Here is a 21,501-nt window from a genome sequence, read left to right as displayed (position 1 = left end):
TACTTCGTTGCCCTGCAAGCTCTCCTGCAAAGCCGGCATCCGGTTGTCGAGCCGAGTACCTGCTTACATCATGAACAATCATGGCCCCCGGCAGCAGATGTCAATCCGATGACATCTACATGCCCTATCCGGGACGCCGAACGTTAACTGGTGGAATACTACCGCCGTGACCGCAACTGATGATCGACCCGTCTGGGCTGTTCGGATGCGCTCGGAACGTGACGCGAGGGGGTGGTCGCAAGCCGATGCCGTTCGCGCTATGCGTGCCAAGTCCTCCCACAACCTGCCGACGGACAGTACCCTGCTGCGCAACTGGCGCCGCTGGGAATCCGGGGAATCGCGACCTGACGAGTTCTACGCGCCGATCATCGCGGCCGCGTTCGACACCGTCCCCGCCGCGTTCTTCCCGAAGTCCCGTCCTAACCGGGATGACGAGCTGTTATCGGCAACCGGTATGGACACTCTGGAGTTCATCGGACGACTCAGAATGTCCGACGTCAACAGCGCCACCCTGGACGCGGTGCGGATCACCGCCGAAAGGCTGTGCTGCGAATACGCCTACGCCGACCCCTACGCACTGCACACCGAGGGGACCGCGTGGCTGCGCCGGATCACCTCTCTGCTCGACGGCAGACTGACGCTGAGCCAGCATCGCGAAATCCTCGTCCTGGCAGGCTGGGTCGCGTTGCTGGTCGGTTGCGTCGACTACGATCTGGGCCGCCGGGGTGGCGCCGAGGCCACCCGCCGAGCCGCCGATTCGCTGGGCCGCGAGGCGGGCAATGCCGAGATCGTCGGGTGGGCCGCGGAGATGTCGGCGTGGTTCGCGTTGACCCAGGGCAACTTCCGTGGCGCGATCGATGTCTCGGAGAAGGCGATGGCGGGTACCACGTCGTCGAGCGTGGGGGTGCAGTTGGCGGCGCAGCGCGCCAAGGGCTGGGCCCGGCTCGGTGATCGCCGCAATGTGCAGACCGCCCTCGACGAGGGCAGGGCGATCCTGTCGCGGATGGGTCATCCGGCCGATCTGGACAACCACTTCGTCGTCGACGCCACGAAGTTCGACTTCTACGCGATGGACTGCTGCCGGGTGGCGGGCCAGGATCGACTGGCCGAGCGCTACGCCCAGCAGGTGATCAGCGATTCGACCCGACCGGACGGTTCGGTCCGCAATCCCATGCGGGTCTCGGAGGCGCGGCTCACCCTGGCCGTCGTGGCCGTGCGCGATCGCGATCTCGAGCGCGCGGTCGAGGAGGGTGTCGCGGCGTTCTCCGCGGGGCGCAAGTCGCTGCCGTCACTGGCGTGGATCGCGGGCGAGGCGGCCAGGGAGATCATCGAACGGTACCCAGGAGATCACCGCACCCAAACGTTCCTCGAGCAGCTGCGATCGCTCAATGTCGGGTGAGCTCGCGTGGCGATGCCACGCCGATCGGGGACGGGTCCGGCGGAGCACGGGAAGGCCACCACTAACCTGTCTACGGTGACCGACTCCGCCGACGGCCTGCCCAGCGCCGTACCCGCCCTGTGGGACGAGCGTCTGCGGTTGTTCTCGTTCGCGACCGCCGAGAAGCGCGCCGACTACCTGCGGGTGCTGCGCGCCTTCGACAGCGCTCGTGCCGCCTACGTGGTGTTGTTGCACGCCGACGACGTCGCCGAGTGGATAGCGCGAGCCGAGGCGGGCGGTCGAGCCGAGGCGGCCGCGGGCGTCCCACTGCCCGCGGTCGAGATCGGTCCCCTGCTCGAGCAGCTGCATCGCTGGGGTGTGCTCGAACGCAGCTACGACGGCACCCGTGCGGCCACCCTGGCCGAGTACCGCAACCGGCACTACGTCTACCAGTTCGCGCAGGCCGGGTTCCAGGCCTACCGGGCGGTGGCCGGGGTGCTCGCGGCCCGGATGGAGGACGCGTCGCTGTCTCGGCTGGTGCTGCCCGAGCTGCTCGCCGACCTGCGCACCCTCTCCGCCGCCAACCGCGACGGCGACGCCGAGCGGGTCTACACCACCTTGCGCAGGCTCGACGCCGCGCTCACCGACATGGCCGCGCGCGCCGCGCATTTCTACCTGTCACTGGGCGATCTGGTGCGCACCACCGAGATCACGCCGGAATCCTTCCTCGCGCACAAGGACGCGCTGCTGGCACACATGCGGGAGTTCAGCATGGATCTGGCCCGGTTCGCCCCGCGGCTGGCGGCCGCGATCGGCGAAGTCGAGGAAACCGGCGTCGACCAGTTGATCGGCCGCGCGGCCGGGTGCGACGAGCGGGTGCTGTTGAGTATCGACGAGCGCGAAGCGGATTGGCGTTCCCGCTGGGACGGGCTGCGCACCTGGTTCGTCGCCGCGGGCACCGAGTCGTCGGACACCTGCGAGGCCGATCGGCTCCGCGAGGCGACGATGAGCGCGATCGCGGCGGTGCTGTCGCTGCTGCGCCGGGTCACCGAGACCCGCCGAGGTGGCGTCAGCCGGGAATCGGCGTTGCGTCACCTGGCCGAATGGTTCGTCGCCACCCCCAGCGGGGGCAGTGCGCACGCGCTCTATGACGCGGTGTTCGGGCTCGGCAAGCCGCGCCACCTGTCGCTCGAGCATCCCGATGCGGAGCTGATCCCCACCAGCCGATCCTGGTGGGAAGCGCCGCCTTTGGAGATCTCCCGCACGCTCGCCGAAACGGGTCGCGCACCCACGGCGGGCGCCCCGGCCCGGATCGCGCGCAACGACGCGGGCGTGCGGCGGCTGCGGGAGGCCCAACTGGCGGCGCAGCGTGAACGCGCCGCGGCCGCCGCCTCGCTGTCCCAGGGCAATGTGCACGACCGAGTGCTGGATCAGCGTGAGACCGAGGTGCTGTTGCGCCTGATCGACGCCGCCTCGACCGCCTGGGTTCCGGTGAGCGGAAAGGTCGACGGCACAACAGGTTCCGACAACGGCGTCACATTGACAGTGCGCCCCTGCGACGGGTCGACGGTCATCCGGACCGCCGCGGGGCTGCTCCATCTGAACAACCGTCGCCTCGAAGTACGCGAGTCGAGCCGCCGCGGGGTCGCGCGATGACACTGCGCATCGACTCGCCCGATCTCGGCGTCCATCGCTCGGTGCGACTCCGGTCGGCGCGACCGACGTCGGCACGAGGGGCAAGACTGTGAAGCGACAACGGATCGATGCGCTCGCGCTCGACAGTTATCAGCGGGCGGCGCGAGTGATGCTCGCCAATCACCTGGTCACCCGGGTGTATCCCGACCGGATCGCGCTGCCGTTGATTCGGCGGTGGGCCACGGAACTGCGCGAGGATCTGGCCGAACTGTTCGGTTACCGCTTGGAGGTCACCGAGACCACGGCCCGGCTCTACCCGGTGCACGATCGGCTCGACGACGCCCGGCCCGCCCGCAGCGTCAACGATCGGGTCTTCGACCGCCGCCGCTACGCCTATCTGTCGCTGGCGCTGGCCGCGCTCGGCCGGGCAGGCGACCAGATCACCCTGTCCGAATTGGCCGAGCACGTCGCCGATTACGCGAGCCGGATCGAGGGCCTCGACCTGTCGACCGAGCGAGCCGCCGATCGCGACGCCTTCGTCGATGCCGTCGGCTGGCTGGGCGCGCGGGGTGCGCTGACGTTGGCCGACGGCGACGCGGGCGGTTGGGCCAGCGATCCGGAGGCGGGCGAGGCACTCTACGACATCGACCGGCCGGTGGTGTTCGCGCTGTTCCGGCCCTCACGGGCACTGCAGCATCTGCACAGCGTGCGCGGGTTGCTGGCCGAGGACACCGACCAGGCTGATCAGGCTCGCCGGGTTCGCCGTGCGCTGGTCGAGCGCCCCGTCGTGTATCTCGACGAACTGTCGGCAGCCGAGAGTGCGCTGCTCGGCCAGGACCGGCTGGTCGGCGAGGTCGAATACTGCACCGGCTTGCGGGCCGAACGCCGGGCCGAAGGTGTGGCGCTGATCGACAGCTCGGGGCGACTGTCCGACACCCGCTTCCCCGGCACCGGAACCCTGGCGCAGGTGGCGCTGTTGTTGATCGGCGAGATCGCCGACACGGTCCTCGACATCGACAACCCGATCCCCCGGCGCCCCGGCGCACTCACCCCCGATGACACCCTGCTCGAGCACCTCGATGCGTCCATCCCCACTGCGGGCGTGTTCGCCCCGCTCGCCGAGGACCTCGAAACCAGCACGCAGGCCCCGGATTTCACCGACGACCTCGACGACCTCGAACCCGTCACCTATCCGTTCCTCGACGACGCCTGGGTGCGCACGACCGTCACCGCGCTCACCGACCGCTACGGCGCGACCTTCGCCGCCCAGTGGCAGGCCGATGTCGGCGGGCTCACCACCGAGGTCCTCGCGCTGCTCACCAAGCTGCGGCTGATCCGGCCAGTCGAGGACGGGCTGCTGGTATTGCCCGCGCTGGCCAGATATCGCGGCGCGGTGGTCACCGTGCGCGTGCGCAAGGCCGAGGAATTGTTCGTCACCGCCGCCGATACCGACGGCAGCACCGGAGAGGGAGGGGTCTGAGCATGTCACTCATCCACGGCGGAGTGCGGTTCGTCCCGACCCGTGCCGGCATCGTCAACCTGTGGGACTACCGCGACCAGGAATTCAGTTTCGCCGACGGGCGCCTGGTGCTGCGCGGGCCCAACGGCTCCGGCAAGACCAAGGCCCTGGAAGTGTTGTTCCCGTTCGTGCTGGACGGGCGGATCGAACCGCGCAGGCTGAACCCGTTCGCCGGCGAAGAACGCACCATGAAGTCGAATCTGCTCTATCGCAAGCAGGAATCGGCCTACTCGTATGTGTGGATGGAGTTCGCGCGCGGCAGCTGGGACGACCCGGAGACGGTCACCGTCGGCATCGGCATGCGCGCCACCCGCTCCTCGGACAAGGTGACCCGCTGGTACTTCGTCGCCGACGGCCGCGCCGGAGTCGACTTCTCGCTCATCGGTCCCGACGACCGCCCGCTCACCCGCAAGCAGCTGGCCGAGCAGATCGGCAGCGACGCGATCGTGGACCGGCCCGTGGAGTACCGGGCGGCGATCGACGCGCGCATGTTCGGGCTCGGCGTACAGCGCTACGACCAGCTGATCAATCTGATCCTCACCCTGCGCAGGCCCCAGCTCGCCAAGAATCTCGACCCGCGCGGCCTCTCCCAGGCACTCACCGACGGTCTTCGGCCCCTCGACGAGCAGTTGATCCTCGACGCCGCACGCTCGTTCAGCGATATGGAGGAGGTCGGCCGCACCCTCGACGGGCTCGTCCAAGCCGACACCGCCACTCACCGATTCGTCGATGTGTACCGCAAATACCTTGCGGTACAGGCGAAAACGGACGTCGACCAGCTCCGCACCCGCCTCCATGCCGTGACCAACGCCTCCACCGCGCTCTTCGCCGCGACCGCCCTGCGCACCCGCCGCGACACCGACCGCACCGAAGCCGAGACCAGGGCCGAGAACGCCGACCAGGCCTACGAGCAGGCCATCGCCGACCGCGAGAATCTCCAGCGCTCCAGCGCGTACGAGGGCAAACAGCAACTCGACGACCTGGCCGACGCCGTCCGCCGCCTCGAGACCTCCGCCGCGGCCCACCGCGACAAGGCCGCCGAAGCCGCGCACACGCTGCAACGCCGCGCCGAGGAAGCCTCTCGCGCCACCGAAGCGGTCCGCACAGCGGCCGCCGCCCTCGTCCGCGGCGAGGACGCAGTCCGCGCCGCCGCCGAAGAGGCGGGCATCGAATGGACCCCGCCGAGCGCCGAGGGCCGCGGCGACCAGTTCACCGCGGCGGTGCGCGGGCACGCGGAGGAACGTGACGCCGACGTGCGTGCGGTGCGACAAGCAGTGGGCAAGTGGGAAACCGCCGCCGCCGACCGCACCCGCTCCGAGCGCCTGGCCGAACGCGCCGTCGAATTGCGCGACTCGGCCGCCGCCGAAGTCGCCCACGCCGAAGCCGCGGTCGCCTTGGCCCGCAGCGAATCCGCCGCTGCCCTGCGCACCTGGTGGAACGCGCACAGCGAGATCTTCGGGGCCGTGGCCGAACCGGGGGCGCACGACGGCCGCTCGGATGCACATCCCGACGGACAGGACGGTAAGGGTGAACGTCGCCGAAAGGTGGCGTCCGATACCGCCGTCGGCTTGTTCGCCGCGCTCGACGCTGCCATGGCCGGTGCGGGCGTAGAGGACATTCCCGCCGCCTCCGAGGTCTTGGCCGAGTGGTGCGAGCCGCTGCGGGAGCAGATCCGCACCCGCCGCGAGCAGGCGCGCTCCCGTGCCACCGCCGCTGCCGTGCGCCGCGATGCCCTGGTCGCCGAACGCACACAGATCGCCGCCCAGCGTGACGATGCTCCCCCGGCCCATCCCGCCAGAACAGTTGTCCGCGAAGGACTTCCGGGTGGGCCGCTCTGGCAGCTGGTGCGGTTCGCCGACTCGGTGTCCCCACGGGACGCGGCCGGTATCGAGGCGGCACTGCAGTCCAGTGGTCTCCTCGACAGCTGGATCTGCGGCCCGGGTCTGCCCGCCGGCATCGACTCCGATCACTTCCTGCTCCCCTTGCCGATCGATCAGCGCCCGTCCGGCCGTACTCTCGCCGATGTCCTTGTCGTCGAAGACGATTCGGCCGATCTCACCGTGCCTACCGAGACCGTTGCCGCGGTGCTGGCCTCCATCGCCCTCCACGACACGTCCGCACAGCCGGGTACGACGACCGATGACACGCCGGACGCAGAACGATCCGTGTCCGGCGATGCCACCCGGCAGGTCACCGGCGCCACCCTCACCGCGCTGACCACCGCCGCCGCGCCGCAGGTCGTGGTCGGGCTCGCCGGAACTTTCCGGCAGGGCGTTCTCGTCGGCCACCACCACAAGCCCGAAGCCGAGTTCATCGGGACCACCGCGCGAGCGCGCAGGCGTGCGACGAGGCTCGCCGAAATCGAGGCGGCGATCGAGGCCGCCGCTGCCGAGCACCAGGCGGCGAGAGACGAAGATAGTTCCGCCACTGCCGAATTGGCCGCGCTGTCGGCCGGTGCCAAGGCACTGCCCCGCCCGTCGGCGGTGACCTCTGCCCTGCGTGCCGTGTCCGAGGCCGCCGGCCTGATGCGGTCGAGGGTGGAGGCCGCTACTCAGTCCGAGCGCGAACTCGACCAGGCCGTCGCCGAAGTCGCGGCCCTGGACAAGAAGGTGCGCGCCGCCGCCCAGGCGCACCGAACCCCTCGCGAGGCACGCGAACTCGACGCGCTGGCCGCCGCGATCCGCCATTTCGAGAACACCGGTACGGGACTGCTCCGCCTGCGCGCCGAACACGAGCGCGAACGCGAACGCGAACGCGAGGGCACCGACCGGCACGACGAGGCACGCGCACTGGCCGAGGCGTTCGCCGAAGAAGCCGAGGCTGCCCGACTGGGCTACACCGAGCAGCAGCGCAAACTCGAAACGCTGCGTGAAGCGCTGGGCGCCAGTGCCGCCGACATCGACCGCGATCTCGACCTGGCCCGCGGTGCCATCGAGGCGGCCAAGGCCGAGCAGCGGGCCGCGCGCAAGGCCGCCAATGCCGCCATCGAAGCGGTCGGCGATGCCGAGGCGGCCTATCGCACCGCCAACGAAGCGCTCGCCACCGCACTCACCGAAGTGCTCGCCGAGGTGCGTTCACTGGCCCCGTACGCCCGACCGGACCTGTTGAGCCTGCTCGGCGCCTCGGTCGAACACCGCTGGCCCAGTAGCGATGCCGCGTGGTCCACGCCGGAGCAACTGCAGTACCGCATCGTCGCCGCGGGGCCGGAAACCGATCCGGTGGTGCTGCCCGACGAGGTGGCGGCCCTGTTCGCCGACCTCGACACCGCCACCAGCCAGGTCCGCGCCACCGAGGCGGGCCGCAAGTCCACCCGGTCCGCGGTCACCACCGCACTCCAGGAATTCGACGCCGCGCTCACCGCCTCCGGCCGCGACTACCGGCTGAACTGGGACGCCGCCGACGGACTCACCGTCGTCGCCGTCCACGACGAGAACGGCCAGGCCGCCCTCGCCGACTTCGCCGCCCGCATCGACGCCGCCCGCCGCGACCAGGAACTGCTGCTCACCGACGCCGAGCGACGCATCCTCGAGGACGCGCTGCTCACCGGTCTGGCCCAGCAGATCCACGAACGCACCACCGACGCTCGCGAGCTCATCTCCCGCATGGGTGCGGAGATGAAGCAGCGGCGGATGTCGTCGGGCAACACCATCGGTGTGCACTGGATCCTCGCCGACGGGTTGTCGGAGTCCGCGCGCTCCATGTGCAAACTCCTCGACCGCGACACCACCGCCCTGAGCCCGGAAGACCTCGGCTCGGTGCGCGCCCACTTCGCCGCCGAGATCCGCGCCGCCCGCACCGCGCACCCGGAGCGTTCGTACCCCGAGATCCTCGCCGCGACTCTCGATTACCGGACTTGGCGAGTCTTCTCCTTCACGCTGATCTCCGGCGACGGCACCGAGGACAAACTCACCGTCGCCCGCCACAGCGCCCTCTCCGGCGGCGAACAGTCCGTCTCGCTGCACCTGCCCCTGTTCGCCGCCGCCCACGTGATGCTCGACTCCGCCGACCCGCAGGCCCCTCGCCTACTGGCACTCGACGAAGCCTTCGCCGGCGTCGACGACAACGGTCGCAGCGAATTGCTCGGCCTCAGTGTGCAATTCGACCTGGACCTGTTCATGACCGGCTACGACCTGTGGATCACCTACGCCCACGTTCCCGGCTGCGCGCACTACGACCTGGCCCACTCCACCGCCGAGAACACCGTCAGCGCGACCCTTCTCGTGTGGGACAGCGGTGAGCTTCTCGCCGAACACGACGGCGGCGACCTCACCACGGCGCTGGGCTCCCCCAACCGCCGCCGCGTGCCCAACACCATCGAGGGCGGATTGACGCTGGAGGGCATGCCCGGCGAACCGGCATCGGTCGGCTGAGCTGCCGACCGCCGGCGCCCTGCTCACCGGCTGTCCGGCTCGCGACCCATCACCTCGAACGAGGAGTCATAGCGGGCGACGATGGCGGCGGCGCGCTCGCGCAGGGTGGTGCGCAGCCACTGCGGGTCCAGCACTCGCGCGCTCGTGGCGAGCTGCCACATTGCCCATTCGGCGTGTCTGCGGTCCTGGAAGGTGACCTCGAGCCGCAGTCGGCCGTCGTCGTCCGCTTCCTCGCTGTGGACAGCCAGCGCGGTGCCGAGCAACTCCTCCCGTCGTGCCGGGTCGAGCAGAACCCGCACGGTGACCAGGTCGCCGCCGGCGCGAAACCGGGCGCTGCGGTCCCGCCATGCCTGGTCCAGGTCGACCCGACCCGGTCGCTGGGCAGGTTCGGGGAGCTCCTCGGCGGCCGTCACCCGCGACAGCCGGTAGGTGCGGTCGGCGCCGGATCTCGTGGCGAGCAAGTAGCCCTGGCCTCGGACGGTCACCAGGCCGATCGGGTCCACCGTGCGCCATTCGGGGCTCTGGTCGACGGCCGCGTAGTGGATGCGCAGCTTGTGTCCGGCCAGCACCGCGCGCCGGACCTCGGTCACGATCGTGTCGGACAATTCCTCGGCGTCGAGCCGACGCGACAGCAGATCGGTCTCGGGATCGATGAGCAACCGCTCGGCCGCGTCGCTCGCGGTCTCCCGATAGCTTTCCGGCAGCGCGTCGACCACCTTGAGCATGGCCGACGCGAGCGCCGAGCCGAGCCCGAATGCCTGTGCGCCACGCCGTGATCCGGCGATCAGCAGGGCGAGCGCCTCCTCGTGGTTCAGCCCGGTCAGCTCGGTCCGGAACCCGGGCAGCAACGCGAACCCGCCATGCCTGCCACGTTCGGCATAGACCGGAACGCCCGCCGTGGACAGCGCCTCGATGTCGCGCAGCACGGTCCGGGTCGACACCTCCAACTCGCGCGCGAGCGTCTCGGCCGACAACTGCCCGTGCCGCCGCAACAGCAGCACCAGGGAGACCAGCCGGTCAGCTCGCATACGAAAAACTATGCCAGGAATACACGACACAGGATGTCGTGTATTCCTGGCAGGTTCATCGCCATGACAAACATCGACCACGCGCGCCACACCATCGTCAACCCTGACGGCCTGCACGACCCGACCCCCTTCGGCTACAGCCACACCGCGGTCATCCCCGCGGGCACCGAATTGGTTCTCGTCTCAGGACAGTACGGATCCCGACCCGACGGCGCGGTCGTCTCCCCCGACTTCACCGAGCAGGTCGACCGAACCTTCCGCAACGTCGCTACCGCCCTGGCCGCCCATGGCCTCGACCTCCGCCACGTCGTCCAGCTCCGCACCTACGTCGTCGATCACGATGTCAGCAAACTCGGCCCCATCGCCGGTGCCGTACAGGCGAACTGGGGCGCGACCCCACCCACCCAAACCCTCATCGGCGTCGCGAGCCTGGCCACCCCCGACGTCCTGTTCGAGGTCGAAGCCGTCGCCGCCCGCCCCTGAGTGTCTGCCCACCTGCATCGGGCAATCGGACCGGATGCAGGTGGGTCCGGATCTGGGGTCGCTTTCCTGACCTGGTAAATCGGCGACAGCCGCCACCGCGCCGGTGACGATCCGAGATGCTCGAACGAGCACGGCCGGTCGCTCAATCACCCACGGCGGCGTGCAGGCGACGCGTGAGGGAACGCAATGCCGCCGTCAGCTCTGGTGAAGCGTGGACGTGGAACGGCACTCCCAGCGACGTCAGTTGTGCGGCGAGCCAGGTGGGGTCGTCGTCTCGGGTGCCGGTGAGGCGGCAGGTGGTGTCGCCGTCAGAGCGCAGGGTGTTCGGTTGCTCGCCGAGGCGGCCCGCGATCCGGCCGGGTGGCGCGTCGATGGTGACGTCGACGTGGTATTCGGGTGTGGCCCAGTCGGTTCGGCGGCCTGCGACGTAGTCGGCTGGGTCGGCGGCGGGGAGGTCGCGTGCAGTGATGCGGGCGCCGGTGGGGTGGGGGGTTTCGATGCGGTCGGCGCGGAAGCTGCGCCAGGCGTCGCGGTCGAGGTCGTAGGCGACGAGGTACCAGCGGCGGCCTGCGGCGGCGACGCCCGCGGGTTCGGTGTGGCGGCGGGACTCGGCGCCGGTGGCGTCGCGGTAGGTGAAGCGGAGGCGTTCTCGGTTGGTGACGGCGGCGGCGAGGGTGGTGAGGACCTCCGGGTCTACGGTGGGACCCTCGCCCGCTCGGACCGTGACCGCCGCGCCGACCACGCGCACTCGTCTGCGCAGTGTCGCGGGCAGGACTTGCTCGAGTTTGGTCAAGGCTCGCACCGACGCGTCCTCGATGCCCGCGACCGCCTGTCCCGCGGCGACTCTCAGCCCTACCGCGACGGCGACGGCCTCGTCCGCGTCGAGGATCAGCGGCGGGAGCGCCGAGCCCGCGGTGAGCCGGTAGCCGCCTGCCGCACCCATCGCGGCGACTACCGGATAGCCCAGATCACGCAGGCGGTCGATGTCGCGTCGCACGGTCCGATCGGTGACGCCGAGCCGGTCGGCCAGTTCACTGCCCGGCCACTCCCGTGGCATCTGTAACAGGGAGAGCAGGCGGAGCAGGCGGGCGGCGGTGTCGGTCATGTTTTCCATTCTTCCGCACATCTAGGACCAGAACCGTCCTAGATGGTCGATAGCGTCGACATCACACCGACGACGAGGAGTCCCGATGACCACCATCCGCCCGTTCCGCATCGACATCCCCCAGGCCGACATCGACGATCTGCACGACCGGCTGAGCAGGGCGCGCTGGGCGGCTCCGCTGCCGGGCGAGGGCTGGGAACGCGGCATCCCCACCGAGTACCTGCGCGAGCTCGCCACCTACTGGGCGAACGAATTCGATTGGCGGGCACAAGAAGCCGCGCTGAACGCGTTTCCCCAGTTCATCACCGAGATCGACGGCCTCGACGTCCATTTCGTGCACGTGCGCTCCCCCGAGCCCGACGCGGTGCCGCTGCTGCTGACCCACGGCTGGCCCAACTCGTTCGTCGAGTTCACCCGCACCATCGGCCCACTCACCGATCCGCGCGCCCACGGCCTCGACCCCGCACTCGCCTTCGACGTGGTGATCCCGTCCGTCCCCGGCTTCGCCTTCTCGGCGGCGCCACGCGAACCCGGAATGACCACCGCACGGGTCGCCGCGATGTGGGCCACCCTGATGGACCGCCTCGGCTATGACCGCTACGGCACGCAGGGCGGCGACCTCGGCGCCTACGTCGCGCCGGAAATGGCGCTCGCCGCACCGGAACACGTGATCGGCGTGCATCTCGACGGCGGGATCGGCATGCCGACCGAGGCCGACGTGCCCGCGATGTCGGCCGAGGATCGCGCGCAGTGGGCGCAGATGCAGCAGTGGATGACCGGCGGCGTCGACCACCACGCCCTGTTGCGGGCGGCCCCGCAAACCTTCGCCCTCGGCTGGAACGATTCGCCGGTCGCACTGCTGGCGTGGATGATGCAGAAGTTCCAGGAGTTCGCCTATATGGCCGACCGCGCCGAAGACGTGATCGAGCGCGACCACCTGCTGACCAATATCGCCCTGTACTGGTTCACCCAGACCACCGGCACCTCGTCCTGGCCGATGTACGACGGACTGCGCGACGGCGGCGGCTTCGGCTGGCCTACCGACCAGAACCTGGTGCCGACCGGCGTCTACGGTGGCGGTTCACCGCTCATGCGCAAACTCGCCGATCACGGCAACAAGATCACCCATTGGCCGTCGGGAAATCCGGGCAACCATTTCGTCGCGATGGAAGAACCCACCGCGCACGTCGCCGACATCCGGACCTTCTTCGCCGGGCTGCGCTGAGCCCTCGTGGCAGTGCACCCGGGTGCACTGCCACGACGGGGTTCGGCTCTAGCGTTGACTCGCGTCCGGCACCCGCGGCGGACACGGCGCACCGGGCGCGGTCACCAGCTCGAAATGCCACCACTCGTTGTCGAAGGTCCGGCACAGTCCCCACCGGTTGCCGTTGTCCTCGAGCCACTGTGCCCCCACCTGTGGGCCCACATCGACGGCATGGCCGGAGACATGGGTGGACTCCTCCGGCGGCAGCACCCAGCGTCGCGCTTCCTCGGGGCTGCCGTAGGTGGCCAGGCCGTCCTGCCAGAGCCACAGCTGCTGCTCGTAGGTGCGATGACCGGAGGTGATCGACAGCGGCACGTTCTCGGCGTGCGCCTGCTGTTCGGCGAGGGTGTAGGCGGCGGCGAGCGGCGGGTCGAGGCCTTCGGTGCCCGCTGCCGATTGGAACTGTTCGCGCGGCTCGGGTTGGGCGTCGGCGGCGCCGATGCCGACGGCGGTGACGGCCGCGGCGGCCGTCATGGTCACCAGGATCCGGTCGGCTACGCGGCCGAGCACAGTATTCATAGGCGGATTCTATCGACCGGTCCGGTCATCGAGACCACGGCGCCACTGCTCGATCGCCCGGCCGATCTCGGTCTGCGGGGGTTCGTCGTAGAGCCATTCGCGGGCGAGCTGATGCCAGTTGGCGGTAACGCGCAGCTGACCGAGGGTGGCGAAGGTGAACAGGTCGGCGCGGCGGGAGAACACGTGCTCGGGCGGCAGCAGCTGTTTGTGCATGCCCTGGAAGTCCGACGCTCTCGGGTCGACGGCGAGAAGTAGTGCGCCGGTGGCCAGTTCGGGGGTGATCGTGACTTCCTCGTCGAGCAGGTGCCAGCCGGTGGCGGCCCAGACGTAGGCCAGACTCTCCTCCACGGTGACCTCGGAATCGGGGTCGATGATCCCCCGGCCCAGCCACGCGGCGAACAGATCCTCGCCCCGGCCCTCCGCGGCGGCCCGCAGGACCGAGCGCTCGAACTCGACGTGCTCCGGATCCATCTCCTTGTAGAGGCCGAAATCGACGAAGGCGAGTTTGCCGTCGGCGGCCAGCAGCACATTGCCGGGATGTGGATCGCCACAGAACTCGTTGTCGGCGAACAGACCGGCGATGTAGAAGCGGTAGATCAGCTCGCCGAGCCGGTCCCGCTCGGCGGCAGGCAGTGTCTGGATGTGCGAAAAGGGATGCCCTTCAACGAATTCGGTGACCAGCACATTGTGCGTGCAGAATTCCTCGATGCTGTCGGGCACGGTGATGAAGGGATGGCCACGATAGCGTCGCGCGACCCGATGCTGGGTCTGAGCCTCGCGTTCGTAGTCGAGTTCGCTGCGCAGATTGCTGGCGACCTCCTCCAGCACACCGGTGTCGGCCATGCTCGGCAGCACTGTTCTGGCCATTTTGCCGAGGAACTCGAGATTGCTGATGTCGGCGTGGACGGCACGCTCCACCCCGGGATACTTCACCTTGACCGCGACGACGCGTCCGTCGTGCAGTCGCGCCCGGTGTACCTGCCCGATCGACGCCGCCGCGATCGATGTCTCACCGAACTCGGCGAATGTCTGGGCCAAGGGGCCGAGGTCGTCCTCGATCACCTGCCGCATCGTCGCGAACGGCATCGCGGGCGCTCGGTCCTGCAGGGCCGCGAGCTGGGCGCGGAACTGCTCGCGATGGGCTTCGGGAACGAAGTCGAGATCGAGCACCGAGCCCATCTGCCCGAGCTTCATCGCCGAGCCCTTCATGCTCCCCAGCACCGCGACGATCTGCTGCGCCTTCATCATCGCCGACCGCTCCGCCAGCACCTCACGGGCCTCGTCGGTGCGCCCGATCATCGACAGCCGACGCCCGACTTCGCGCACCGCCTGCCCGGCGGCGAACTGCCCCAGCTTCGCGCTCCGCGTCGCCCGCCCCCGGGGAACTCCACCGCTCGCCAATCCGCACCCCTGTCAGGCTGTACACCGTATGTCGTGCGTCACATTACACCGGGGTGGCGGTCGTCGCCGGGCCCGCGGAACAGACGAAACCCCGGCGCCCACCGCAGCGGACACCGGGGCTATCTACGACCGGATGGCTACACGCGTTCCTTGGAACGGGTGCGCACGCGCAGGGCGATCGGCTTGGAGGTCTCGGCGAAGAAGTCGTTGCCCTTGTCGTCGACGACGATGAACGCGGGGAAGTCCTCGACGTCGATCTTCCAGACCGCTTCCATGCCGAGTTCGGCGTATTCCAGGACCTCGACGTTCTTGATGCAGTCCAGCGCGAGACGGGCGGCGGGACCACCGATGGAGCCGAGGTAGAAGCCGCCGTGTTCGTTGCAGGCCTTGGTGACCTGGGCCGAGCGGTTGCCCTTGGCGAGCATCACCATCGAGCCGCCCGCGGCCTGGAACTGGTCGACGTAGGAGTCCATGCGACCCGCGGTCGTGGGGCCGAAGGAGCCCGACGCGTACCCCTCGGGAGTCTTGGCCGGACCGGCGTAGTAGACGGCCATGTCGCGCAGGTACTGCGGCATGGGTTCGCCCGCGTCGAGCCGTTCCTTGATCTTGGCGTGCGCGATGTCACGGGCCACGACCAACGGGCCGGTCAGCGAAAGACGGGTCTTGACCGGGTATTTCGACAACTCGGCGCGGATCTCGTCCATCGGGCGGTTCAGATCGATCTTCACCACGTCGCCGCCGAGGATGTCGGCGGTCTGCTCCGGTAGGTACTGGGCCGGTTCGGTTTCCAGCTGCTCCAGGAAGATGCCGTCCTTGGTGATCTTCGCCAGCGCCTGGCGGTCGGCCGAGCAGGAGACGGCGATCGCGACGGGGCAGGAGGCGCCGTGGCGGGGCAGACGGACCACGCGCACGTCGTGGCAGAAGTACTTGCCGCCGAACTGCGCGCCGATGCCGAACTCACGGGTGAGCTGGAAGACCTCCTCCTCGAGCTCGACGTCGCGGAACGCGTGACCGGTGATCGAGCCCTCGGTGGGCAGGTTGTCCAGGTAGTGCGCGGAGGCGTATTTCGCTGTCTTCAAGGCGAATTCGGCGCTGGTGCCACCGATGACCACCGCGAGGTGGTACGGCGGGCAGGCCGCGGTGCCCAGCGAGCGGATCTTCTCGTCGAGGAACTCGAGCATGCGCTCGGGGTTCAGGACGGCCTTGGTCTCCTGGTACAGGAACGACTTGTTGGCCGAACCGCCACCCTTGGCCATGAACAGGAACTTGTACACCGGGTTGTCGGCGTCGCCCTCGGTCGAGTACAGCTCGATCTGGGCGGGCAGGTTGGTGCCGGTGTTCTTCTCGTCCCACATGGTGATCGGGGCGAGCTGGGAGTAGCGCAGGTTCAGCTTGGTATAGGCGTCGAAGATGCCGCGGCTGAGCCATTCGGCGTCGTCGACACCGGTGAGCACGCCTTCGCTCTTCTTGCCCATCACGATCGCGGTGCCGGTGTCCTGACACATCGGCAGCACGCCGCCGGCGGAGATGTTGAGGTTCTTGAGCAGGTCGAGCGCGACGAAGCGGTCGTTGCCCGAGGACTCCGGGTCGTCGATGATCTTGCGCAGCTGACGCAGGTGCGCGGGCCGCAGGTAGTGGCTGATGTCGTGGATCGCCGTCTCGGTCAGCAGCCGCAACGCCTCGGGCTCGACCTGCAGGAAGGTGCGCCCGTTGTGCTCGAAGGTGCTGACCCCCTCACTGGTGAGCAGGCGGTAGGGCGTCTCGTCGGCGCCGATCGGAAGCAGATCGGAATAGCGGAACTCCGGCGCGGTCACGGATCGCACTCCTTCGGGCAGGGCGGGCACCGCAACACTGCGGAGCACCAGGCAAGGCTGGTCACAAAGCAATCCGCAGCCTAACGACCACCCACACCCGCACTGCGGTTAGGCAACCCTATGTGAGGTTCCTGACCGACCCTAACTAATATCGAGGTTGCACGTTCAACCCAAACGGTGCTACCCATTCTCCCGGGCGGTGGCGGGAGTGCACCGTTCAATCCGAAGCCTGCACCTTCAGAATCTGGAGCTCGATCGTGACCGATCCACAGTGGCTCGATGATGTCGAAATGCGTGCCTGGCTGGGCTATGTCCGAACCCGCGACCTGATCGCCGCGGCGATCGGGCGCGACGCCGGCCGGGCAGCCAACCTGAGCTATGTCGAGTATTCCGTGCTGGTCTACCTAGCCGACGCACCAGGTCAGCGACTCACCTTCGCCGACCTGGCCTGCGCGCTCGAATGGTCGCAGAGCCGGCTCTCGCACCAGATCACCCGCATGCAGAAGCGCGGTCTGGTCTCCCGCGAGACGATGCCGCACGACCAGCGCCGGACCGTGGCCAAGCTGACCCCGACCGGCGGGCAACTGCTCACCACGGCCGCGCCCGCCCATGTGCGCAGCGTGCGCAAGCACATGATCGACGTGCTCGATCGCGACCAGCTGGCGACCCTCGCGGAGATCTACGACGTGCTCGTCGATCATCACCGCGGCGCGAAGTCGGCCGAACCGATCGGCCGGCTACAGACCGCCGCGCCCGGCGAGGACTAGGACCCGCCGCTGCCGCCCCCACCGGAGGAGTCGGGACGGGCCTTGCCCAACCCACCGCGCGCGATGGCGCCACCCTTGGTGGGTGCGCCGCGATCGAAGACATCGCCGCTGGTCGGACGCAGGAAACTGCCCGCCGCCAGGGCGACGGCGACGCCGATCGCCGGGTACACGAACGTATCGGTGTGCTGATACCAGAAGCGCGAGTACGTGGTATCGCTGGTGTCGCACCGGTCGTCGGCCACGCGGACGTTGGTCGTCTTGTCCACGCAGACACCGACCGACGCCGGTGTGGCGGCGGTCGAGGTCGTGGTGGTCACCCGCGATGTCGTCGTCGGCGGCTTCGAGGTGGTCGTGAGGGTGGCCGACGCCGCGCGCGGTGCCGGTTTCGGGGTGGCGGTGCCACATCCGGCCGAGACCAGCGCCACCGCCACCACGGCGGGCAACGTGTAGGACACGCTGCGCGACATCATGATTCGCCTGCGCGAACCCTCGATTTCCGAAACCACACTCACGAAATTCCCCCTCGGGCGGTGTTGACCAACCGCCGATACTATCCAGCAGCGGCGCCGCTCACGACAGTTCCGTTGGTAGCGAATTCCCCTTTGCCGGAATCCTTTCGACCCGAACCGACGCCCAACGCGCGTTCGAAACCGGCGGGAACGATGATGTCGTCGCGGGCCAGGTCGGTGATCGAGGTCTTGCGTAGACCCAGCAGCGCCGAATCGATACCGCCACGCAGGATGTCGAGAACGTTCTCGACGCCGGCTTGACCGTTGGCCGCCAGACCCCACAGGGAGGCGCGCCCGATCAGCACCGCGCGCGCACCGAGCGCCACGGCCTTGACGACATCGCTGCCGCGCCGGATACCGCCGTCGAGGAGCACCTCGATCTGGTCGCCGACCGCGTCGGCGAGCACCGGCAGGGCGCGGATGGCGGCGGGGGTGCCGTCGAGGTTGTTGCCGCCGTGGTTGGACACCGAGATGCCCGCGACGCCCGCGTCGACGGCGCGCAGGGCGTCGTCGACCCGCATCACACCCTTGAGCAGTACCGGGCCGTCCCACTGCGCGCAGATCCAGGCGACATCGTCCCAATCGGGTGCCGGTGTCTGCATCCATTCGCCGTAGGCGCCGAAGAACCCGGGGGCCGCGCCGCCACCGACCGCCATGTTGGGCGCGGTGAGGTCGGGGATGCTGCCCGAGCGCAGGTAGGTCGCGAGCCAGCGGGGGCGCGCGAGGGTCTGCGGCGCGAATTTCATCATCGTGCGCAGGTTCAGCGACTCCGGGATCACCGGGCTGCCCCAGTCCCGACCGTGCGAGAACGACCAGTCCAGGGTGAGGATCAGGCCCACCGCACCGGCCTTCTTCGCCCTGGCCATCCGCTCGAGGATCTGATCCTTGTTGCCACACCAGTACAGCTGGAACAGGGTCGCCGGGTTGGCCGCGACCACGTCCTCGACGGGCTTGCTCGCGAAGGAACTGAGCCCCATGGCGATTCCGCGGGCCGCCGCGGCGCGGGCGACGGCGACCTCACCGTCGGGGTGCACCGCCTGCACGCCGGTCGGCGAGATCAGCACCGGCATCGACACCTGCTGACCGAGCACCGTGGTCGATTGGTCACGGTCGCCGATCGGGCCCGCGCAGTGCGGGGCGAAACCGAGTTCGGTGAACGCGGTCTGGTTGTCTTCGATGGTCTGTCCGCGTTCGGATCCGGCGATCAGCGCGCCGTACACCGACTTCGGCAGGCGCTTGCGGGCGCGCCGCTGCGCCTCGGCCACGGTCTCGAACCAGGGATTCATCGGGGTCCTTCCTCATGATCCTGCGGCCACCATCGGCGCAGGTCTTCCAGCAATGCGGTAGTGGCGATCGTCAGCAGGTCCGCGCCTTCTTCGGCGCTCGATCCAGTGGGGTCGCCGAGGATTCCGTTGGGGCTGGCTGCCCGCACGCCGCCCGCGCGCAGCAGCGGCAGCAGTTCGGCCAGCGGGCGGCTGTCGCCCGGTTCGGCCAGTTCGGTGCGCACCCGGTCGGGGCACAGCGCGAGCTGGATCGAGGTCTCGGTGCGCCCGGCGTGCGGGTCGCCGCCGTAGCCGGGTGAGAACAGCCGCACGTCGCGCGACTCCGACCGCAGCAGCGCAACGGCTCGGCGCAGCGCTTCCATGTTCCCGCCGTGCCCGTTGACCAGCACGATCCGCGAGAACGTGTCCGTGGCGGAGCGGCACAGTTCGACGACGAGCAGTTCCAGCGCCGCCTGTCCGATCGACAAGGTGCCCGCGAACCCCGCGTGCTCGCCGCTGGCCCCGTAGGCCACGGCAGGCGCGATCAGCAGATCGGACCGCTCGGCCGCGGCCCGTCGGCTCACCGCCGAGGCGATATCGCTGTCGGTCGACAGCGGCAGATGCGGGCCGTGCTGCTCGGTCGCGCCGAGTGGGATGACCAGGATCACGCCCTCGGCGGCGCGCACACCCGCCTCGGGCGATGTGAGGTGCGCCACGAACATGGCGCCAACATTAACGTCAGTCACTGACATAATCAAGAGCGCGTGCAGGTCGAAAGCTCGTCCCTATCCTGTATCCATGTCCGCCCCGCCGCCGCGCGCACCGATGTCGATTCCGAAGCAGTCGGGGCACCGCGGGCGTCCGCCACGCACCACGCGCCGCGAGCTCGAGGTGATCGCGATGAAGCTGTTCGCCGAACACGGGTTCGACGACGTCACCGTCGAACGCATCGCCGCCGAGGCCGGAGTGAGCGAACGCACGTTCTTCCGCTACTTCCCCACCAAGGCCGAGGTGCTGTGGCACCAGTTCGACAACGAGGTCGACGACCTGCGCGCCGCGTTCGCCGCCGTCCCCTCCGACGAGCCGATGATGACAGCGGTGCGCCGAATTGTTGTGGCGGCCAACAGATATCGCCCCGAGGACATCCCTGAACTGCGCACCAGAATGCGGCTCGTCTCCGGAGTTCCCGCCCTCTCGGCAGGCGCCGGGGCGCACTACGACGCGTGGGAACACGCCGTCGGCGAGTTCGCCGCGAGCCGTCTCGGCGCGGGCGCGGGCGACCTGATTCCGCTCGCTATCGGGCGCACCACCCTGGCCGCCGCGCGGGCCGCCTTCGATGCCTGGCTCGAGCGCGGCGACACCGATCTGACCGTGTACCTGGATCGGGCACTGCGCGCGCTGGAACGTGGGTTCGCCCCGGAATAGCCGGGCGCGCCACGTTTGGGCAGCACCACGGAGGGGGTATGAGTAGGCTCAGGCTCAACGCGCACTGTGCGCACCGAAAACGTCCGTCGTCGAAAGGGGCAGGGGTTTCCATGTCCGAGGTGTCCACGAGTCTTTCGGCGGATTCGCTGCCGGCGCAACCGCTCGACAATCTGCTGCCGCAGCTGGTCGAGCACCTGCGGCAGAACCGCACCGGGCTGCGGGAAGAGTGGGCACGGCGCATCACCGAAGCCGAACTGCTGACCGCGATGACCCCGGAGGAGATCTTCTCCGAGGCGACGTCGATGTACGACAACTACGTCGAGGTGCTCGTCACCGGTAGCGTCGAGGCACTGCAGGCCTACGCCCGCGACCTGTCCGAGCGCATCATTCCGCGAGGCGTCGAGACCGACGAGGTCATCGGCATCGTGCTGCTGCTGCGCGACGTGCTGGCACGCAGCCTCTTCGAGAAGTACCAGTCCAACTTCGAGCTGCTCAATCGCGTGCTCGACGCCTACGAACCGGCCGCCAACCGCATCGCCAACACCGTGGCCGTGTCGTTCGTGCAGGAGCGCGAGCGCGTCATCAGCCGCCAGCAAGAGGCCATCCGCGAGCTGTCCACCCCGGTTCTGCAGGTCCGCGAGCAGCTGCTCATCCTGCCGATCATCGGTGTGCTCGACTCCCAGCGCGCCCGCCAGCTCACCGAGCAGCTGCTGCGCGCCATCCGCGCCAATCGCGCCAAGGTGGTCGTCATCGACATCACCGGTGTGCCCGCGATCGACTCCGTGGTGGCCAACCACCTCGTGCAGACCGTCGACGCGTCGGGTCTGATGGGCGCGAGCGTGATCATCACCGGCCTGTCCTCGGAGATCGCGCTGACCCTGGTGACCATCGGCCTCGATCTGTCCAAGATGAACGCGGTCGGCGACCTCCAGGGCGGTATCGAAGAGGCCGAGCGTCTCCTCGGCTACGAGGTCTCCCGAGTGACCGAGCGCTTGAGCGAGCGGGACGGGCGCTGACCAAGC

18 protein-coding genes are annotated in these 21,501 nt (G+C 69.1%); 10 read left to right on the top strand and 8 right to left on the bottom strand.

Going from position 1 to position 21,501, the window contains the following annotated elements:
• The first annotated feature begins 259 nt into the window (after window positions 1-259).
• The 4 genes from ACFULV_RS13830 to ACFULV_RS13815 all read left to right on the top strand — a co-directional run bounded on the left by ACFULV_RS13830 (window position 260) and on the right by ACFULV_RS13815 (window position 8,902).
• Window positions 260-1,399, top strand: a complete 1,140-nt coding sequence (locus tag ACFULV_RS13830) for an XRE family transcriptional regulator (protein ID WP_378627384.1) — start codon at window positions 260-262, stop codon at window positions 1,397-1,399.
• Window positions 1,400-1,531: 132 nt separating this feature from the next.
• Window positions 1,532-3,034, top strand: a complete 1,503-nt coding sequence (locus ACFULV_RS13825; protein ID WP_378656400.1) for a TIGR02677 family protein — start codon at window positions 1,532-1,534, stop codon at window positions 3,032-3,034.
• Window positions 3,035-3,122: 88 nt separating this feature from the next.
• Window positions 3,123-4,493, top strand: a complete 1,371-nt coding sequence (locus ACFULV_RS13820; RefSeq protein ID WP_378656353.1) for a TIGR02678 family protein — start codon at window positions 3,123-3,125, stop codon at window positions 4,491-4,493.
• Between the two features lie 2 nt (window positions 4,494-4,495).
• On the top strand, window positions 4,496-8,902 hold the full coding sequence (locus ACFULV_RS13815; RefSeq protein ID WP_378656351.1) for an SbcC/MukB-like Walker B domain-containing protein: 4,407 nt from the start codon (window positions 4,496-4,498) through the stop codon (window positions 8,900-8,902).
• A gap of 23 nt (window positions 8,903-8,925) precedes the next feature.
• Here ACFULV_RS13815 and ACFULV_RS13810 read toward each other — a convergent pair whose 3' ends face one another.
• Window positions 8,926-9,930, bottom strand: a complete 1,005-nt coding sequence (locus tag ACFULV_RS13810) for a helix-turn-helix transcriptional regulator (RefSeq protein ID WP_378656349.1) — start codon at window positions 9,928-9,930, stop codon at window positions 8,926-8,928.
• 63 nt (window positions 9,931-9,993) lie between these two features.
• On the opposite strand from ACFULV_RS13810, the gene ACFULV_RS13805 reads away from it, so the two are divergent.
• Window positions 9,994-10,413 (top strand): RidA family protein, encoded by a 420-nt coding sequence (locus ACFULV_RS13805; protein ID WP_378656347.1) that lies wholly within the window; start codon window positions 9,994-9,996, stop codon window positions 10,411-10,413.
• Between the two features lie 142 nt (window positions 10,414-10,555).
• On the opposite strand, the gene ACFULV_RS13800 is transcribed toward ACFULV_RS13805, so the two are convergent.
• Window positions 10,556-11,518, bottom strand: a complete 963-nt coding sequence (locus tag ACFULV_RS13800; protein WP_378656345.1) for a helix-turn-helix transcriptional regulator — start codon at window positions 11,516-11,518, stop codon at window positions 10,556-10,558.
• An 85-nt stretch (window positions 11,519-11,603) separates the two neighbouring features.
• Between ACFULV_RS13800 and ACFULV_RS13795 the strand changes: the two genes are divergently transcribed.
• Entirely contained in the window at window positions 11,604-12,743 is a 1,140-nt protein-coding gene (locus ACFULV_RS13795) for an epoxide hydrolase family protein (protein ID WP_378656343.1), read from the top strand.
• Between the two features lie 48 nt (window positions 12,744-12,791).
• On the opposite strand, the gene ACFULV_RS13790 is transcribed toward ACFULV_RS13795, so the two are convergent.
• The 3 genes from ACFULV_RS13790 to ACFULV_RS13780 form a co-directional block, all read right to left on the bottom strand.
• A complete protein-coding gene (locus ACFULV_RS13790; RefSeq protein ID WP_378627369.1) occupies window positions 12,792-13,301 on the bottom strand; it encodes a M15 family metallopeptidase in 510 nt (169 codons plus the stop codon).
• Window positions 13,302-13,310: 9 nt separating this feature from the next.
• Window positions 13,311-14,702 carry an ABC1 kinase family protein gene (locus tag ACFULV_RS13785; RefSeq protein WP_378627367.1) on the bottom strand — a complete coding sequence of 464 codons (1,392 nt, stop codon included), beginning with the start codon at window positions 14,700-14,702 and terminating at the stop codon, window positions 13,311-13,313.
• 137 nt (window positions 14,703-14,839) lie between these two features.
• The gene (locus ACFULV_RS13780; protein WP_266290066.1) at window positions 14,840-16,516 is read right to left on the bottom strand and encodes a fumarate hydratase; all 1,677 of its coding nucleotides are present in this window, start codon (window positions 16,514-16,516) and stop codon (window positions 14,840-14,842) included.
• 257 nt (window positions 16,517-16,773) lie between these two features.
• On the opposite strand from ACFULV_RS13780, the gene ACFULV_RS13775 reads away from it, so the two are divergent.
• A complete protein-coding gene (locus tag ACFULV_RS13775; protein ID WP_378627366.1) occupies window positions 16,774-17,283 on the top strand; it encodes a MarR family winged helix-turn-helix transcriptional regulator in 510 nt (169 codons plus the stop codon).
• Here ACFULV_RS13775 and ACFULV_RS13770 read toward each other — a convergent pair.
• On the bottom strand, window positions 17,280-17,549 hold the full coding sequence (locus ACFULV_RS13770; protein ID WP_378656342.1) for a hypothetical protein: 270 nt from the start codon (window positions 17,547-17,549) through the stop codon (window positions 17,280-17,282). The genes ACFULV_RS13775 and ACFULV_RS13770 overlap by 4 nt on opposite strands.
• On the opposite strand from ACFULV_RS13770, the gene ACFULV_RS13765 reads away from it, so the two are divergent.
• On the top strand, window positions 17,542-17,733 hold the full coding sequence (locus ACFULV_RS13765) for a hypothetical protein (protein WP_378627362.1): 192 nt from the start codon (window positions 17,542-17,544) through the stop codon (window positions 17,731-17,733). The genes ACFULV_RS13770 and ACFULV_RS13765 overlap by 8 nt on opposite strands.
• A 100-nt stretch (window positions 17,734-17,833) precedes the next feature.
• Here ACFULV_RS13765 and mftD read toward each other — a convergent pair whose 3' ends face one another.
• Both mftD and mftE read right to left on the bottom strand, forming a co-directional pair.
• Window positions 17,834-19,078: a pre-mycofactocin synthase MftD gene (gene mftD / locus ACFULV_RS13760; protein ID WP_378656339.1), complete on the bottom strand. Its 1,245-nt coding sequence runs from the start codon at window positions 19,076-19,078 to the stop codon at window positions 17,834-17,836.
• The gene (gene mftE, locus ACFULV_RS13755) at window positions 19,075-19,776 is read right to left on the bottom strand and encodes a mycofactocin biosynthesis peptidyl-dipeptidase MftE (protein WP_378656336.1); all 702 of its coding nucleotides are present in this window, start codon (window positions 19,774-19,776) and stop codon (window positions 19,075-19,077) included. The genes mftD and mftE overlap by 4 nt, the downstream gene beginning before the upstream one ends.
• A gap of 76 nt (window positions 19,777-19,852) precedes the next feature.
• Between mftE and mftR the strand changes: the two genes are divergently transcribed.
• Window positions 19,853-20,479: a mycofactocin system transcriptional regulator gene (gene mftR / locus ACFULV_RS13750; RefSeq protein WP_378656334.1), complete on the top strand. Its 627-nt coding sequence runs from the start codon at window positions 19,853-19,855 to the stop codon at window positions 20,477-20,479.
• A 110-nt stretch (window positions 20,480-20,589) separates the two neighbouring features.
• Window positions 20,590-21,495 (top strand): STAS domain-containing protein, encoded by a 906-nt coding sequence (locus tag ACFULV_RS13745; protein ID WP_056809988.1) that lies wholly within the window; start codon window positions 20,590-20,592, stop codon window positions 21,493-21,495.
• Window positions 21,496-21,501: the final 6 nt, after the last annotated feature.

Source organism: Nocardia sp. NPDC057272 (genome assembly GCF_042668615.1).
Lineage (GTDB): Bacteria > Actinomycetota > Actinomycetes > Mycobacteriales > Mycobacteriaceae > Nocardia.
The sequence above is the reverse complement of the archived record's forward strand: the minus strand, read 5'-3'. Positions and strand labels throughout refer to the sequence as shown.

Excerpts from the sequence above, each read along its gene's own strand:
- ACFULV_RS13830 (WP_378627384.1), top strand. The coding sequence starts at position 260 with ATGCGTGCCAAGTCCTCCCACAACCTGCCGACGGACAGTACCCTGCTG.
- ACFULV_RS13810 (WP_378656349.1), bottom strand. The coding sequence starts at position 9,930 with ATGCGAGCTGACCGGCTGGTCTCCCTGGTGCTGCTGTTGCGGCGGCAC.
- ACFULV_RS13745 (WP_056809988.1), top strand. The coding sequence starts at position 20,590 with ATGTCCGAGGTGTCCACGAGTCTTTCGGCGGATTCGCTGCCGGCGCAA.
- mftR (WP_378656334.1), top strand. The coding sequence starts at position 19,853 with ATGTCCGCCCCGCCGCCGCGCGCACCGATGTCGATTCCGAAGCAGTCG.
- ACFULV_RS13805 (WP_378656347.1), top strand. The coding sequence starts at position 9,994 with ATGACAAACATCGACCACGCGCGCCACACCATCGTCAACCCTGACGGC.
- mftE (WP_378656336.1), bottom strand. The coding sequence starts at position 19,776 with ATGTTCGTGGCGCACCTCACATCGCCCGAGGCGGGTGTGCGCGCCGCC.
- ACFULV_RS13790 (WP_378627369.1), bottom strand. The coding sequence starts at position 13,301 with ATGAATACTGTGCTCGGCCGCGTAGCCGACCGGATCCTGGTGACCATG.
- mftD (WP_378656339.1), bottom strand. The coding sequence starts at position 19,078 with ATGAATCCCTGGTTCGAGACCGTGGCCGAGGCGCAGCGGCGCGCCCGC.
- ACFULV_RS13800 (WP_378656345.1), bottom strand. The coding sequence starts at position 11,518 with ATGACCGACACCGCCGCCCGCCTGCTCCGCCTGCTCTCCCTGTTACAG.
- ACFULV_RS13815 (WP_378656351.1), top strand. The coding sequence starts at position 4,496 with ATGTCACTCATCCACGGCGGAGTGCGGTTCGTCCCGACCCGTGCCGGC.
- ACFULV_RS13795 (WP_378656343.1), top strand. The coding sequence starts at position 11,604 with ATGACCACCATCCGCCCGTTCCGCATCGACATCCCCCAGGCCGACATC.